The following is a 15939-nucleotide window of genomic DNA, read 5'->3' as shown; positions in this document are numbered from 1 at the left end:
ACTATGCACATTTAGCACAGATACCATCAACGATCATATTCACTGCTTCAATATGATATCCGGTAGGTACAGTGACCGATGGAACTATCTTATCGTCGAGGCATTCGATTTGGCCGCAGTTGTTGCACTTAAAATGTATGTGATTATGATCGTGATGTTCTGGAGAGCATGTTTCATGGCAAAGACCGTACGTTGCGACACCGGTAGCATTAGGAATCTTGTGGAGTATTCCAGAATCGAGAAAACTATTCAACGTACGATATAAAGTCACACGATCATATTGTGTGAATTTGCTTTCCAGATCACCTTGGGATAAGGCTTTTTTTTCTTCTAGAAAATATTGAACGACATCAATCCTACAATCTGTTATTCGCAGGTTGTGGGATTTTAAAATATCCTTGTGAGGATCGAGTTGATTCATTCAGCAAATTTAATAAATGCAACTCAATTGCATGTTAATTGGGTTAGTAAATTTTAAGTTTTTCCATAATTAAAGTTGAGCATTGGTCTTTAATTTGAAGAGATTTGATGCCCTACATTATCGTATCATCGATTTTTAAACAACAAGCAAAAATCATTTGTTATATTAACATTTGTATGATGAGTGAGAAGTTTTGAGCAAAGTAATCCTCCAACTAGTACTAGTTTTTATTTTTATTCTTCCTGTTTATTCTCAATTAGAATTGAGTGAAGACAAGGTGTACCCACTAAACGAATTTGTTCAGGTATATGCTACACCTGATACATTGGATGGAGTCACAGCACTAAGCCAAATTGAGGATGGACAACTCCTGCCTCTTTTAAAAAAAACGAATCCGGGAATTACTAATTCCGCTTATTGGATTCAAATAGAATTGACAAATAAAACGGACGAACCTCTTTATTATATAGAGGTTGATTATCCTCAATTGGACTATCTCCAATTGTATGAAATCGAGGGTGACACAGCACGGCTACTTTTTGAAACAGGAGATAGATTTATATTTAATAGAAGGCCGGTACAATATCGAAATTTCACGTTTCCACTTGAGTTGGCAATTGGTGAAAAAACACATCTGCTGCTGAATGTAGATAAGCGTAATTCAGCGGCACGTTTTCCTCTGATACTTTATCCCAACAATTCTTTTTGGAAGATGTACAATCAAGAAACCATTTTTTATGGTTTCTGCTTTGGGTTCCTGGCTCTTGTGGTGCTGATTTCATTGATCGTTGGATACAATCTCAAAATGACGATCTTCATTTGGTACGCACTATATGTCCTTACTTTCGGTCTTAGGTGTTTTGCGAAACTTGGGTATGGGTATCAGTTCATTGCCTCCGATTATCCTGAACTGAATACACACTTATTTCCGTTTTCCACACAGCTGGCATTGGTCTTTCTGATCATGTACATCCAACGATATTTTGACACAAAGAAGACCATGCCTCGTTTTAATAAGGTCATGAACTTCCTTCTCATTTTGTTTGTGATAAGTTCGATTATATGGATTGTGTTTCCTTCCTTCATTGTTGCCGTGGCACCACTTCTTATTTCTATGAGATATGTTGTAGTGGTCACCATCATTGTATTCGCCTATGCCAGTGCAGAAAATTATTTAAGGATTGATCGGTTTAGCGCCCGTATTTTTTTGGTTGGTTATTCAGTTTTCTTCCTTGGTGTATTTAGTCAGATTTTAATGGAGTACGGTGCAATAGATCGTTCGCTAGTTCCGGGTGATCCATTATTCGTAGGATTTTTTATTGAGGTGGGTGTGTTGTCTTACGGCATGTTGGCGATCCTGGTCAACATCATAAAAGAGAAGAATAAGCTTGCGATAGCGAATGTCCAATTGAAAAACCTGGTAGATAGATTTGAAAGGGAGTCCAAGGAGCAGGAGACATCTTACGTCATGTTGAAGAGTAAAGCCGTTGTGGATCCGCAGCGCATTCGCTACATCCAATCAGATGATCACTACCTGGAATTTTATCTGAATGATAAAGACCGTCCGGAAGTAGATCGAAACAAGCTGAGTGCAATCCTTGAAATTCTGCCTGCTCAGTTTGTGCAGATTCATCGCTCCACAATTGTGAATCTGGAGTATGTGAAAACCATTTATGGCAACTATCTATTGTTGAATAATGGGGAAGAGCTTAAGCTATCAAGAACATACAAGTCACAATTAGAAGAACGATTGGCAAAATGAGCTGCATTTCGCGTTGGGCTTTCGGTCATTCACGACAAAAACTTCGCTACACCGAATTAGGGGGCTTTAATTAGAGGTAACACCAAAATGCGAAAACCTATGAAAGTCACCAAAAGAAAAATAGAAGATGAACTTACCAACCGTGAAATACAACTTATTCGATGGCTTAGTAAAGGATATTCCCGGAGTGAGATAGCAGACATGATGGCCATGAGTATTCATACCTATGATGGATACAGAAAGAATATTCGAGTCAAACTGCATATAAAGAATCAAGCGGACTGGGCAAGGGTTCTTATGCAAGTAGCCTGAAAAAATTTTAAACTCCATATTTCAACAAGCCGACATTTTAGTCGGCTTTTTTCATGGATTCCGAAATGTTGTTTTGGAGTGTTGATTTTGTTGAAATCAATGATATATACTTGCGATTTGTGATAAATAATAACCCTAGAATAAAGATGAAGAAAGTACTATTGATGATGTGTTTGATCGCAGGTTTCGGAAAAGTAAGTGCACAAGATGAAGCGACATTTAGCGATGAAGATTTGACAAAATATGCTACCGTAATGGTGTGGGCAGAGATGGAAAAAGGTAAGATGACAGAAGTATATAATGGATGGATTAATAATGATCCGACTTTAGAAGCAACCCGTTTTGTCGAGATTAAATCTGCAAAGGGAGATTCGCTGAAACTGCAGGAACTTGCAGTATCAAATGATGAGAAGGTTGCTTTTGAAAAGATCCAAATGAGCTACGATTCAATGACCGCCTCATTTAAAGACGTTTATATTGGAAAAATTAAAACAGATATTGGTGCAGGTTTATACAACACACTGAAAAAAGCACTAAAGGCAGACGCTGATGTGAAAGCACGGTACAAAGTAGTTTATGATGCGATTGCAGAAGAAAGTAAAACGACTGCCGAGGAAGAGTCCGAAGAATAGCAGGTTTGAAAATTTCAATTTTAAAACCTGTCTTTGAGCAGGTTTTTTTATGACTTTATTAATCTAATCCCTTCTTTATCCAGAGCAATCATTTTCTTTTTATACAAGATCCCAACCGAGCGTTTGAAATTCTTCTTGCTCATTTGAAGCAAAGACTGGATGTCATCAGGATCACTTTTGTCATGAAGTGGGAGGGAGCCGCCTTGCTGTTTTAGTTCATCCAAAATCTGCTGCGCTCCAATTTCTAAATTCTCAAGTCCTTCTTTTCTGAGGCTTACATCAATCTTTCCATCTTCACGAATGGTTTTAATGTATCCTTTGATGCGATCACCTTCAAGAACATCATGAAAGAGCTCACTATCATAGATCAATCCTCTATGGCTATTGTTTACAACTACATTTACTCCTAAGTCCGTAGTGTTGGCTATAAGCAGGTCTACTTCATCACCTTCTTCAACAGTAATGTCTCTGTTGAAGTATTTCACGACCTTGGCAGTAGCCGCCAGCCGATCCGTCTTTTCATCGAGGAATAGGTATACCAAACACCATTGCCCTTTCCTGAGCTTGTTATTTTGTTCACGAAAGGGAACAAGTAGATCTTTATCAATGCCCCAATCTAAAAATGCGCCAACATTGCTTGCATCTTTTACTTTGAGGTAGGCAAATTCATTGACTTGCGCATAAGGAGTCTGAGTTGTACAAATGATCCGATCTTCCGAATCTCGGTAAACAAACACCTTCAATTGATCGCCTTCTTGCGTACCACTTGGAATGTATTTGGTAGGGAGCAAAACGTCCGTTTCTCCATCCGTGAGAAAGGCACCAGGAGCAGTGATCCGATCTACTTCCAATGTATGATAGGTGCCTACATTCATTTCAATTTCTAATTAAGAATTTTCTTGGTCTCTTCAATAACTCGTTTGTCCTCAAGGTACATATGTGGTCTTGGTTCTTTGGATACAACTTGTCTCAACAATGTCTTCCCTTCATCTTCATAATTGTTTTTGATAAGCGATTCTCCATAAAGCTTGGCATTGGCCAGATTTTCCTGAGATGTTTTGTATGCTTTTTCAAGTAAAACCAATGATGTTTCCTTAGAAGGCCAGGTCATTACGAAAGGGATCTTGGGAATTTTTAAGTGCATTCCACCTAACAATCGCTTTGCTCCAGCCTCAGCAAAGGTACTATCCAATAGATCTACTTTTTTTAATGTTTCTCTTATTTCGTCCGTAATTCCTTCGTTGTGAGCTTTTAATATGCTAATCTCCTGGCCCCATCTACCAAGATTTGCGCTGTAATAAAATAGAATGCCGGCATTGTCCGGGTAGTCTTTGATTTTTTGAGATCCTAAATCAACTGCTTTTTTATAAAGCTGCTGTTTCTTCTTTTTTGAAATTTTAGTGTAGCTCCCTTTAAATTCATAGGCTCTGAGTAATAGCATGATAGCTTCTGGATTATCTTTCTCAGCATTTAAGATACGAATACACTTATTGATATTTCCTTTTCTTGCGATTAGGCCTTTCGATTTTTCAGAACGCCTTTCAAAATACTTTTTACCCTTTTCTAGATTCGATTGCGCCCCTGCAGCGAGACTTAAGAATAGAATGGAGAAACTGAGTAAATGTCTCATCCAATTAAATCTTCATTTCCGGAATATCTCCATCCACTACCAGCCGTCCGGCTGTTGCATTCTTTATTTCATCAACAGAGACGCCCGGCGCTCGCTCTACGAGTTTGAACCCTTCAGAAGTTATATCCAGCACAGCCATATTGGTCACTACTTTTTTCACGCACTTTACACCGGTTATTGGTAGTGTACATTCTGTTAAAAGCTTTGATTCACCCGCTCGATTGGTGTGCATCATGGCTACAATGATGTTTTCTGCAGAAGCTACAAGGTCCATTGCTCCTCCCATCCCTTTGACCATTTTGCCAGGGATTTTCCAGTTGGCTATATCACCATTGTCTGCTACTTCCATTGCGCCTAGCACAGTTAGTTGAACATGCTGACCTCTAATCATAGCAAAAGATGTAGAAGAATCAAATATGGATGCACCGGGTAGGGTGGTGACCGTTTGCTTACCCGCATTAATTAAATCTGCGTCTACTGCTTCTTCAGTCGGAAATGGCCCCATTCCGAGCAAGCCATTCTCGGATTGAAATTCGACACTTATGCCATCGGGAATGTAGTTGGCTACTAGTGTAGGAATACCTATCCCAAGATTGACATACCATCGATCCTGAAGTTCTTGTGCGATTCGCTTCGCTATTCCGTTTTTATCAAGCATAATTTTTTAGTTGATTGGTAATTAGAGATTAGTATAGAAGTTTGAAGATGCTTAATACTTCTGACCACTCTACTAATTAACTATTTATCTCTTACTGTGCGTTGTTCAATTCTTTTTTCGTAGGTCTCACCTTGGAAAATTCGCTGGACAAAAATTCCGGGTGTATGAATAAAGTTTGGATCTAACTCTCCGGGCTCTACTAATTCTTCCACTTCGGCAATTGTAATTCTTCCGGCCATCGCCATAGGAGGGTTGAAGTTTCTGGCAGTTCCTTTAAATACCAGGTTACCGGCGTGATCTCCTTTCCATGCTTTAACGATTGCAAAATCTGCCGTAAGCGCTGATTCCAGAATGTGAGGTTTACCATTAAATTCTCTTACTTCTTTGCCTTCGGCAACTTCAGTGCCGTATCCAGCGGGTGTAAAAAATGCCGGAATGCCTGCACCTCCTGCTCTACAGCGTTCGGCAAGTGATCCTTGGGGGATAAGGTCCACTTCAAGTTCTCCGCTCAACATCTGTCGTTCAAACTCTGCATTCTCTCCAACATAGGACGAAATCATTTTTTTGATTTGCTTCTTCTGAAGCAGGAGGCCCAACCCAAAATCATCTACGCCTGCATTATTGGATATGCATGTAAGACCTTTGATGTTGGCTTTTACCAGAGCTGCAATGGAGTTTTCAGGAATGCCGCAAAGTCCGAAACCTCCAAGCATGAGCGTCATATTATCTTCTATTCCGCGGATTGCCTCTTCCGCATTTGCTACTACTTTGTCAATCATGGTTTGAAGTTATAAAAAATGACTATTAAAGTAACCTCAAATATCTGCTGGATATGGATTAAGAATTGCTAAATAAATCCAAAAGCCTTACCATACTCCATGACATACCACCAATCAAATAGTAATAGTGCTTTAAACCCAAAATACATGGAACTCAGCGTACTTCCTTCTTTGCTGTAAGCATTGGACAGCTGGCCGAGTGCAATACCAGAATTTGGATCCAGCTCAATTGCAATCTTCAAAAGCTCGAGTCTTTTTTGCGGATCACTATCGATGTGATCATAGTAGTTAGCAATCGTTGCAAGATTGTTTCCATCCAAAGCATATAGTTCACCGCGATATTGCTCTTTAAGTTGAAGGTAGGCCTGCAAGGCATTTTCATAATCACCGTTTTCAACCAATTCTAGAGGTGTGTATTCATCATCAGCTAGTCTCATGAGTGCCCTTTGCTCAGTATCGTTTTGTAGGAACAATGAGTCATTTCTAGTCAGCAAGGTCAAATTAAGGTTTGTCGCATAGTAGCTGCTATCACTTAGTTTAACTAGCCGTGAATTCATATGCCCTGAAATTTTGATAATGTTATTATTCGTGTCAATTGTTAGCGTTTTATCTGGACTAAACTGATACCTGCCTGAGTAATTTGAAATAGTTGAGTCAATATTTTCATACCCAATTGAATCGGGATCATGATTAATAATTTCCTGAATGAGCGGAGATTCACCTTTTAGGAATTCGTTAATAGATAATGCATGAGTGATCTCAGGCTTTATATAATTCGGATCCTGATAAAATGTATTCTCCCAGTACAGATCTGATACCCACCAAACGATCTTGTTGTATTTCATCTTGACAAATCGAGCATCACCAAGCAGATTATTGGTATCACCCATTTCGCTACCTACAAATGTTACATTGGTTTTTGTAGCCAAATTCCCCGCAAAGCAAATGGCCGCTGAGAATGTTCGATGATTGGTGATGCAATACAAAACACCTTTTTTGTTGATCTTTTCATTCTTTTTGATCTCACTCACCAGCTTGATGGTCAATAGATTATTACCACCTAAATTGTCTCTTATGTCAATGATGAATTTTTCGACCTCAACAGAGTTGGTAAAATTCATTAAACTGTCCACAAAGTGGTTGAACTTCAAATTCGGGGCATCCCTTATCGAATTGTAGTTGAAATAGATAAGCTTATTGGCTTGATCATATTCATACCAAAAAGGCAGCGTTGGATTTTTTTTATGAAGCGGAACCTTATCAATTGTTTCCACTAACGAAATGCTGGTAGGCTTATCCTCACTTAATCGTATCTCCAACTTGACTTCATTTCCAACAGAATCCAGTAGGTTAAAAGTGGCCCTATCGGCACGCTTTGATATACCTAAACCATACAGAAGGCCAGGTTTGGTAATATAAGTTTCTAAATAAAGCTTATTTGTCCTCCCATCCATCTGGGGTGCAATAGCGCTTATTTTCGTGATTACATCTCCGATTTCAAAACCTCCAATACCAATGACCTTACTGCCTAGCGCAGGGCTTTTTGTTTGCTCTATTTCTGTGATATATAATCCATCATCAAACCACTCAACTTCAAGCGGGAGTTGCCCCACATCATCAACATAGTTGGCAATTCTTGTGTGTCCATCGCCAATTAAAGCTGAAATTTTCATAAGGCCGACTCGCATAATATCTTTATCAACATCACCCTTGCTCTTGATTACTTCATTTCTGAGGCTATCAATTTTTTTAGCGATTAGCGAACTGGTTTTTGCAGAAATCCAATCCGGGTTTTTGTGTCGGTTGAGAAGGCCGTCTTCGAAGGTATCCAAGTCAATCAACCATTCCTTTGTATCACTCAGGAAAAAGGATCTTGTTGAATAAAGTGAAAAATCGGTAAAGAAAATAACCACAGGTATTAGGAGGATGATGAAAATTATCAAGAGACCTCTCTTAATGATTTTCATCGCCCTCCTGAATAGTAGAGATGCAAAATTTCTAATGTTCATATGTGTCCTTTGCAAAAAGGAGTTACTCGTCCTTAAGACATTCCACAGGATTCACACGTGTAGCTTTCATCGTTTGATAGGCTATGGCGAGTAGCGTCAATATTACTGCGATGATTGCTGGCATAATGATCAAAATAACTGATACAGAGGTCCGATAGACGAAATTTTCCAGCCAGTCATTCATAAACCAGTAGGCTAGTGGGAGACCAAGCACGAATGCAATGCCTATTAAAACCAAAAATCGATTGCTTATAATCATCCAGATACTACCTGATGAAGCACCTAACACTTTTCTAACGCCAATCTCTTTAATCTTCGTTTCTATGATAAAGCCAACCATACCTATCAGGCCAAGACATCCGATCAGTATCGCTATTGCCGCAAATACCTTGATCATGCTGCCTAGTCGCTCTTCCTGCTGGTATTGTTCATTGAATAAATCGTCTACAAACCTGTAGTTTGGATCTGTATCAGCATCAAACTGAGCGTATACGTTTTCTATGTGATCCAGAGACTCGCGGATGCCCTCGGATTTTAGCTTAAGGCTTATTCTTCTATATCTATCATTGACAAGAAACAGAGTAGGAACTATTTCGCTGTAAAGCGATTCAAAATGAAAGTCTTCCATTACACCAATTATATTTCCTCTGGTAGGCCCATAACTTAACCTTTGACCAACCACCTCATTTGGATCGTCAAAACCAAGGGCCTTTGCCGTGGCACGATTAATAAGGTAGTAGCCTGTTACGACTGTATCCTGCACAATGTCAGTTTCCATTCCATCTCTGAAATTTTCACCTGCCAAAAGATCAATTCCATAGGTATCCAGGAAATACTTATCTACTGTTACAACAGGCAGTCTAAATCCTGTAGCTACAGCCGAATCTCCTTTGAAAAATCTGGAACCCCAACTGTCAGCAAGTCTGCCGGTTGGTATCCGCGAGGAGAAGGCAGCTTTTTCGATATTGGGATGTTTGAGTAACTCATTGCGAAATGTTTCATTGCTGTAATCACCTCGAGGTAGAGATAAGCTTATCATTTGTTCTCTATCATAGCCTGGATCAGAGTTCCGTATGAATCCCATTTGGCTTTCAATCACACCAATAGCAAAGATTAGTCCGATAGTTACCACATATTGAAAGGTGACCAGAAATGATCTGAAATTCCATTTGCTGGCATTCATGGATTGCTCGCCTTTCAGTGCTTGAACCAAATTGATTTTTGATAAAAACAGCGCAGGATAGAGTCCAGCCATACTGCTCACCAAAATCATAAGTACAATCATACCAACTAGTAAATCTGTTTGGATAAGTGGGTTAAAAACCAATTGTTTTTCTACAAAGTCGTTTAGATGAGGAAGTGCCAGGGTAATAAGAATAATAGCTAGTGGAACTGAAATTACGACCACTAATAAGGATTCAGACAAAAACTGCTTGATCAGCGAAGATTTAAAAGCACCAATCACTTTTCTTACGCCTACTTCCTTCATTCTTCTGGAGTAATGAGAAGTCGCAATATTCATATAGTTAACACATGCCACAAGTAGCAGCAGTATTCCAATAACGCTGAAAATATACACTTGATCAATGGATCCATTCGTTTCAAATTCTCCTTCCAGATTAGAGGTAAGGTGAATGTCTAAAAGAGGCTGAAATTCGAAATCGTAAAAATCTCTTGCATTCGCTCCTGATTGAAATTGCCCAATGTATTTATCCCAGAATTCGTCGTTCGCATCTTTCGTCAGTGCTGGCATGTTGGCACCTGTATTGGTTCGTATATACGTTAGCCAGTTGTAGTTTCCGCCAACATTGTTTGCTGCGTCTTCTCCCATTATCATCTCTACAAAGCGGATGGGAGCCAGGTAGTCAAAGTGAAAGTGCTGCTGATCAGGCATGTCTTCCATTACACCTGTAATCTTAAATGGAGCTTCGTTTCCACTTCTGGAAAGCGTCACCGTTTTACCAATGACTCCTTGCTCTTCCCAGTCACTACCAAAAATCTTCACTGCTTTTGATCGTGTAAGAACTAATGAATAGACATCAGGAAATGCGGTCTCAGCACTTCCTTCTATAAACTCGAAACTGAATATGTCGAATGCATCCGGATCGCAAAAAACCACTTGCTCACCAAGGAAATCATTTCCATCGAAGTTGATGTCCGGGAAAGCCCAGGCATAGAATCGTGTAGCGTGAGTGATTTCTGAATAGTCCTCCTTCAGTCTGGAAGCATGACCTGCTGAAGCAAATGCCCATTGCCGGCTGATGTCGCCATCAACTGTATAGTTTTTGACGGTTACTCGATAAATATCCGATGCATGCTCGTGGTGCCGATCATAGCTTATTTCGTCTTTCACGAATAGCGCGATAAGTATAAATGCAGCAATGCCAGTAGATAGACCTATCACATTGATTACCGTGCTGGATTTGTATTTCCAGAGGTTTCTTAGTCCAATTTTAAAGTAGTTTTTAAACATAGTCGTTTCCTTTTCGATTGAGTTTTGAGCTTCTATTTCTTTGATCATACTTGGCTTAAAGAGCCGAATAATCTGCCAGGTATACCACCGCTTCGCATTGATGGTATTTGAGCTGTTTGCTTTTATTTGAAATTCTTCTTCCAGATCTCCCTGCACGTCCTCATAGTAGTCCGTCTTGAGAAACCAGGCTAGGAACTTAGTAGACCAGGAAGGGGGAGTAGGCCGCTGCTTATCCATGCTTTTGAGTATTCAAATGACACATCGGGAATGGCCGACCAAAGCTTCATTCGGGTTTCTTTGGCATAGTCGAGTGCTGCTTTGCCGGTTTTAGTTACCTTAAAGTATCGCTTTCGTTTGCCACCTCGCATGGCTGTGGCTTCTCCAAATTCAGACTTTAAATAACCCTTTTTCTCCATTCGCCTGAGTGCCGTTTGTAGCGCACTCACACTAACCGTACGCTTTAGCCGCGTCTCTATATCCTCCTTTATAGATACTCCATAGGCATCATCATGTAGGATGGCAACCGTCAGTAGCACAATCTCTTCAAATTCACCTAACTGATATTCTTTCATTAATCTAGAGTTAAATTTCTAAATGTAAATTAAATATAAAATTGCTAAACGTAAATAATATCAGAAGGTTGGGCAAAAAAAAACCGCCTCGACGAATCGAGGCGGTTTACAAATTGATCTGACTTTTAAATCAGATTGTAAGCTTGAAGTTTACTGGTACAGCGATCTTACCTACAATCGCATTACCATTTGCATCCTTGGCTGGAACAAACTTTAAATCTTTAATGGCATCCTTTACTGCATCTCTTAAATCTGTGCATGGGTAGGATCCAAATTCATGGTTGATCACCTTGCCGGTTTCATCAACTTTGAGTGTAACAATTACTTTTCCCTCAATGCCTTTTTCTTGACATACTTTAGGATATTCTATTTGAGAGATTACTTCTTTGTAATTGGTTGGCTTTGGACCTTCAGCTTCACCTTTACCATTACCGTTGTTGGCTTGAGCGCCAAATACAAATAATGCCAATGTAAGTACTAATAGATGCTTCTTCATAATCTCCGTCTCTTTGAATGTTTCCTAAATGTTAAATTACTAAGGATGTAATGTTACCCACAGTTTACTTAAAATCAAAATTTTCATAATCTTTTGATAACATTAAGGTAACATTGGAAGATTTCATCGATAAAAAATGCTTTTAGAGCGGTTAGTGGTCCATTTTGTGGATAACTATTGACCCGATTTGGAGGCTTAGAATCGTCATCCAAGTATTTTCGTAACATGTCTCTTACAATCTATCGATCATCGGCTGGTTCAGGTAAAACATACACACTTGCTAAAGAATATCTCAAGCTGGCTTTACGATCCAAAGATTACTATCAAAAGATACTTGCGGTCACATTCACCAATCGGGCAGCTGAGGAAATGAAGGAACGCGTATTGGAATTCCTAATACAAATTTCCAGAGGAAAGCATGAGTTGATTCAGGTATTTGAAAAGGATCTAGGAAAGAGCGAAACCCAAATTGTTGAAGCAGCTAATCAGGCGCTGACTCATCTATTACATCATTATGGCTATTTCAATATCACGACGATTGATACATTCTTTCATCGTGTCATCAGATCATTCTCCAGAGAAATAGGTTTGCAGGGAAGTTTTGGTATTGAATTGGATGTGGATAAGGTGGCTGAATTCATTACGTCGAATGTATATGAAGGCGTAGAATCAAATAAGCAGCTTCGAGATTGGTTGGTGGAGTTTGCCATGGATGGCCTATCAGTAGGGGAAGGTTATGAGACCAAAGGGCAAGTAAGCAGGTTGGCAAAGCAACTTTTTCAGGAAGAATTTAAGAAGCTGCCGCAGGATCAATTCACCGATGAGCTGGTGAAAGAAAAGATCAAGAACCTGAAATCTGACTTGATCAAAACTAAAAAGGCTTTTGAAGACTACTTGATCAAAATAGCGGACCGGTATCAAGAAGCCATGAAAACCGCTGGGATTACCATCGATGATCTCAACTATAAAGCTTCTGGTCCGGGAGGGTTTTTTCCTAAGCTCGTTCGAAAAGAGTATGATGGTCTGATGACAAAACGCGTGGAAGCTGCACGTAACGATGCTGCAGCATGGACCTCCAAGTCAAGCAAACTCAGAGATCAGATCATTCAGGTAGCAGAATCTGAATTGATGCCGTTGATGAATGAAGCGCTTGCATTCATTGATGAAAACAAGCAGGATTATTACACGGCCAATGCTGTGCTCAAACACCTTTATACCTTAGGACTCATGACAGATCTTGCTCAAAAGCTGCAAGACTATAAACGCGAAGAGGAAGTCATTATGATTTCTGACCTCCCGGATTTTCTGTCTCAGATTATTGATGATACAGGTTCGCCTTTTATCTATGAAAAAGTAGGAACTTGGTATTCCCATTTTTTGATTGATGAGTTTCAAGACACCTCGCAGTTTCAATGGAACAATTTCAAACCTTTGTTGGAGGAGAGCCTGGCCAATGGCAATGAGAATGTATTAGTTGGTGATGCTAAGCAATCCATATACGGATGGAGAGGAGGCGATCCCACACTTCTTCTGGATAAAGTGCAACAGGATATCCCTCATCAGACGAAGGTAGATCCTACCAAGAGCACGAATTACCGAAGTGCTGCCAATATTGTCAAATTCAATAATCAGCTATTTTCTAAGCTTCCGGAAATAATGATCCAAGAGATGGGTGCTGCGATCTCAGAGGCTGATGGAAAGATGATTCTGAAAACATATGACCGAGTAGAGCAAGAGGTTGCCGATAAGAATAAGGAACTAGACGGTTTAGTTCAGTTAGAGTTTTTAGAATCTGAAAAGAACGAATGGAAGTTGCGATCCATGGAGCGAACCATTGAAAAAATGGAGTCGCTGCTGAAACAAGGTCATAAACTTAACGACATGGCCGTTTTGGTACGAACCAATAAAGAAGCCACAGATATCGTAAATCACGTGTTGGACTATCGTCGCACCGACGAAACAAACATCGAAGTGATCTCCGCAGAAGGCATGCTCCTTGAGAATTCCGCCATTGTTCAACTGGTACTTTCCGCTTTCAATCACCTCATCAATCCCAACGATATAAGCATCAAGGCAGATTTAACTTATAGGTATCAAAAAACCATTAAGCAGCGGGATTTTTCAAATCATGCGGATTTCTCCAAGCTAGCCAACTCTGGACTGCCGGGCAGTTTCACCAAATTCAAGCAACATCTCCTTCATTTGCCAATACTTGAATTGGTAGAGGTGCTTGTGCGCACATTTGAGCTCAACAGCCTGGAATCAGAATTTGTGTATCTGCAAGCCTTTCAGGATGCGGTGCTTGAATTCACCAAAAACAATCGCTCCGACCTCAGACTGTTTATGGAATGGTGGGAAGACAATGGAAAGAAGCGATCCGTTCAGTTGACAGGAGCTCTCGATGCTGTAGAAGTTATCACTTCACACAAATCAAAAGGACTCCAGTATCCAATTGTGTTTGTGCCGTTTTGCAACTTCGATATGAACAGCCGCTCCAAGCCGGTATGGTATCAGTCTCCGTATCAGGACGGAGAGAATCTTCCGGTCGATTATAAGTCTGAACTAGAGAATACGAAGTTCATCGAGAGCTATCAAAAAGAATTTGCCAAGTGGCACCTGGAAAGCCTCAATGTATTATACGTTGCCTTCACCCGGGCAGAAACAGCACTATATGTGCATTGCGATCCACCACCAGGTAATAAAGACAAGATGTATAGCACTTCGAGTAAGCTGCTGTGGAGTTTCTTCGAGCAAGAAACGTTAGATGGTTGGGATGCCAGCACCAATACATTCTCCATAGGCAGTGTGCCTCTGAAGCATCGCGAATCAGAAGATAAGATGATCAAACTCGAATCCTATACTTCAAATAAATGGAGCCCTAAGCTGGCTGTGAGAAAAACAGGAAAAGCCTATTACGACGATGAGGTTGAAAAAAGCAGGAACGAAGGTATTCTCTTGCACCAAATCCTCTCGGAAATCATACATCACCAAGACACCACTGATGTGCTGGATCGATACGAGCGCGGCATGCAAATCACAGCATCCGATCGCCAGCGATATGAAACGCTAATCGATAACCTTTGGAAAGATGAGACCGTGAAAGGCTGGTTCAGTGGAGCAGGAGAGGTGAAAACTGAGGTGGTGGTTTTACCAAAAGATGGAGAAGTTAAGCGCATGGACCGGGTGGTGATCGAGGGGAGTAAGGCGACGGTCATTGATTTTAAAAGTGGCAGACCCAAGTCAGAAGACAATCGTCAGCTAAAGGAGTACGCACAATTGCTAAAGCAGATGGGCTATGAAACTGAAGGATATCTCCTCTATCTGGTGAATGGTGAAGTGAGGAAGGTTTGACCTTTTTTCATACCGGCATTTTGTTCGTTATTCCGGTTGAGGGACGAATGCCGGAATCTTCCACTTATCATGCCGTGCTTGACATGGCATCTTCCATCTAGGGACGTAAACATGCGTTGCAACCGTCATTGCGAGGAAGCATGACGAAGCAATCTCATTCGTGATAGTACTGAATAAGGTTGAGATCGCTTCACTGCGTTCGCGATGACGACAAAGGATATTGAGATTGCTTCGACTTGCTCGCGATGACGGTACCAATGATGATTGCTGATCTGACACGTAAGTAACTTCCGCGCTAGATGGAAGACTCTCTGTCACCTTCGGAAGGCTCTCTGTCACCTCCGGAAGACTCTCTGTCACCTCCGGAAGACTCTCTGACACCTCCGGAAGACTCTCCGTCACCTTCGGAAGACTCTCTGACACCTCCGGAAGACTCTCTGTCACCTCAGGAAGACTCTCTCACACCTCCGGAAGACTCTCTGTCACCTTCGGAAGGCTCTCTGTCACCTTCGGAAGACTCTCTGACACCTCCGGAAGACACTCCGTCATTCCGGCTGAGGGACGAATGCCGGAATCTCGCCACTTGTCATACCGTGCTTGACACGGCATCTTCCATCTAGGGATGTAACATGCGTTGTAACCGTCATTGCGAGGTGGGGTACGAGCCGACGCAATCTCATTTTTTCACCGTCATAGCGAGGAAGCATGACGAAGCAATCTCATTCGTGGTAGTACTGAATAAGGTTGAGATCGCTTCACTGCGTTCGCGATGAGGACAAGGATATTAAGCTCGCTTCGCCTTGCTCGCCCTGGCTGGACCGATGATGATTATTTCTTCCCGCAC

Annotated in this window: 14 protein-coding genes; 5 read left to right on the top strand and 9 right to left on the bottom strand. The window is 40.8% G+C overall.

Features of this window, described 5'->3' with window-relative positions; translation table 11 throughout:
- Position 1 precedes the first annotated feature (1 nt).
- Positions 2–421, bottom strand: a complete 420-nt coding sequence (locus ACL8WY_RS03675) for a Fur family transcriptional regulator (protein ID WP_436517067.1) — start codon at positions 419–421, stop codon at positions 2–4.
- Positions 422–683: 262 nt separating this feature from the next.
- Here ACL8WY_RS03675 and ACL8WY_RS03670 point away from each other — a divergent pair, with 262 nt between their 5' ends.
- The 3 genes from ACL8WY_RS03670 to ACL8WY_RS03660 all read left to right on the top strand — a co-directional run bounded on the left by ACL8WY_RS03670 (position 684) and on the right by ACL8WY_RS03660 (position 3127).
- A complete protein-coding gene (locus tag ACL8WY_RS03670) occupies positions 684–2183 on the top strand; it encodes a 7TM diverse intracellular signaling domain-containing protein (RefSeq protein ID WP_436517066.1) in 1500 nt (499 codons plus the stop codon).
- 99 nt (positions 2184–2282) lie between these two features.
- Positions 2283–2495: a response regulator transcription factor gene (locus ACL8WY_RS03665; RefSeq protein ID WP_436517065.1), complete on the top strand. Its 213-nt coding sequence runs from the start codon at positions 2283–2285 to the stop codon at positions 2493–2495.
- 146 nt (positions 2496–2641) lie between these two features.
- Complete coding sequence (locus tag ACL8WY_RS03660) at positions 2642–3127, top strand: hypothetical protein (RefSeq protein ID WP_436517064.1); 486 nt, start codon at positions 2642–2644, stop codon at positions 3125–3127.
- Positions 3128–3174: 47 nt separating this feature from the next.
- Here the strand turns inward: ACL8WY_RS03660 and ACL8WY_RS03655 are convergent, their stop codons facing one another.
- The 8 genes from ACL8WY_RS03655 to ACL8WY_RS03620 all read right to left on the bottom strand — a co-directional run bounded on the left by ACL8WY_RS03655 (position 3175) and on the right by ACL8WY_RS03620 (position 11744).
- Entirely contained in the window at positions 3175–4002 is an 828-nt protein-coding gene (locus ACL8WY_RS03655; RefSeq protein ID WP_436517063.1) for a CvfB family protein, read from the bottom strand.
- Positions 4003–4010: 8 nt separating this feature from the next.
- Entirely contained in the window at positions 4011–4757 is a 747-nt protein-coding gene (locus tag ACL8WY_RS03650) for a hypothetical protein (RefSeq protein WP_436517062.1), read from the bottom strand.
- Positions 4758–4761: 4 nt separating this feature from the next.
- A complete protein-coding gene (locus tag ACL8WY_RS03645; protein WP_436518046.1) occupies positions 4762–5418 on the bottom strand; it encodes a 3-oxoacid CoA-transferase subunit B in 657 nt (218 codons plus the stop codon).
- A gap of 77 nt (positions 5419–5495) precedes the next feature.
- On the bottom strand, positions 5496–6194 hold the full coding sequence (locus tag ACL8WY_RS03640) for a CoA transferase subunit A (RefSeq protein WP_436517061.1): 699 nt from the start codon (positions 6192–6194) through the stop codon (positions 5496–5498).
- 68 nt (positions 6195–6262) lie between these two features.
- On the bottom strand, positions 6263–8161 hold the full coding sequence (locus ACL8WY_RS03635) for a hypothetical protein (RefSeq protein WP_436517060.1): 1899 nt from the start codon (positions 8159–8161) through the stop codon (positions 6263–6265).
- A gap of 64 nt (positions 8162–8225) precedes the next feature.
- Complete coding sequence (locus tag ACL8WY_RS03630) at positions 8226–10913, bottom strand: FtsX-like permease family protein (RefSeq protein ID WP_436517059.1); 2688 nt, start codon at positions 10911–10913, stop codon at positions 8226–8228.
- On the bottom strand, positions 10865–11248 hold the full coding sequence (locus ACL8WY_RS03625; protein WP_436517058.1) for a PadR family transcriptional regulator: 384 nt from the start codon (positions 11246–11248) through the stop codon (positions 10865–10867). The genes ACL8WY_RS03630 and ACL8WY_RS03625 overlap by 49 nt, the downstream gene beginning before the upstream one ends.
- Before the next feature lie 130 nt (positions 11249–11378).
- Positions 11379–11744 carry an energy transducer TonB gene (locus tag ACL8WY_RS03620; protein WP_436517057.1) on the bottom strand — a complete coding sequence of 122 codons (366 nt, stop codon included), beginning with the start codon at positions 11742–11744 and terminating at the stop codon, positions 11379–11381.
- A 225-nt stretch (positions 11745–11969) separates the two neighbouring features.
- Between ACL8WY_RS03620 and ACL8WY_RS03615 the strand changes: the two genes are divergently transcribed.
- Positions 11970–15095, top strand: coding sequence for a UvrD-helicase domain-containing protein (locus ACL8WY_RS03615; protein ID WP_436517056.1), 3126 nt, complete (start codon positions 11970–11972; stop codon positions 15093–15095).
- Positions 15096–15394: 299 nt separating this feature from the next.
- A complete protein-coding gene (locus ACL8WY_RS03610) occupies positions 15395–15715 on the top strand; it encodes a hypothetical protein (protein WP_436517055.1) in 321 nt (106 codons plus the stop codon).
- The last annotated feature ends 224 nt before the right edge of the window (positions 15716–15939 follow it).

Origin of the sequence: Ekhidna algicida, assembly GCF_051379705.1 — a bacterium.
Taxonomy (GTDB): Bacteria; Bacteroidota; Bacteroidia; order Cytophagales; family Cyclobacteriaceae; genus Ekhidna.
This window is presented reverse-complemented; position numbering and strand designations above follow the sequence as displayed.

What these genes read in the sequence shown, in the direction of transcription:
- ACL8WY_RS03675 (WP_436517067.1), bottom strand. Translation starts at nt 421, where the DNA reads ATGAATCAACTCGATCCTCACAAGGATATTTTAAAATCCCACAACCTG.
- ACL8WY_RS03665 (WP_436517065.1), top strand. Translation starts at nt 2,283, where the DNA reads ATGAAAGTCACCAAAAGAAAAATAGAAGATGAACTTACCAACCGTGAA.
- ACL8WY_RS03660 (WP_436517064.1), top strand. Translation starts at nt 2,642, where the DNA reads ATGAAGAAAGTACTATTGATGATGTGTTTGATCGCAGGTTTCGGAAAA.
- ACL8WY_RS03655 (WP_436517063.1), bottom strand. Translation starts at nt 4,002, where the DNA reads ATGAATGTAGGCACCTATCATACATTGGAAGTAGATCGGATCACTGCT.
- ACL8WY_RS03650 (WP_436517062.1), bottom strand. Translation starts at nt 4,757, where the DNA reads ATGAGACATTTACTCAGTTTCTCCATTCTATTCTTAAGTCTCGCTGCA.
- ACL8WY_RS03640 (WP_436517061.1), bottom strand. Translation starts at nt 6,194, where the DNA reads ATGATTGACAAAGTAGTAGCAAATGCGGAAGAGGCAATCCGCGGAATA.
- ACL8WY_RS03635 (WP_436517060.1), bottom strand. Translation starts at nt 8,161, where the DNA reads ATGAAAATCATTAAGAGAGGTCTCTTGATAATTTTCATCATCCTCCTA.
- ACL8WY_RS03630 (WP_436517059.1), bottom strand. Translation starts at nt 10,913, where the DNA reads ATGGATAAGCAGCGGCCTACTCCCCCTTCCTGGTCTACTAAGTTCCTA.
- ACL8WY_RS03625 (WP_436517058.1), bottom strand. Translation starts at nt 11,248, where the DNA reads ATGAAAGAATATCAGTTAGGTGAATTTGAAGAGATTGTGCTACTGACG.
- ACL8WY_RS03620 (WP_436517057.1), bottom strand. Translation starts at nt 11,744, where the DNA reads ATGAAGAAGCATCTATTAGTACTTACATTGGCATTATTTGTATTTGGC.
- ACL8WY_RS03615 (WP_436517056.1), top strand. Translation starts at nt 11,970, where the DNA reads ATGTCTCTTACAATCTATCGATCATCGGCTGGTTCAGGTAAAACATAC.
- ACL8WY_RS03610 (WP_436517055.1), top strand. Translation starts at nt 15,395, where the DNA reads ATGGAAGACTCTCTGTCACCTTCGGAAGGCTCTCTGTCACCTCCGGAA.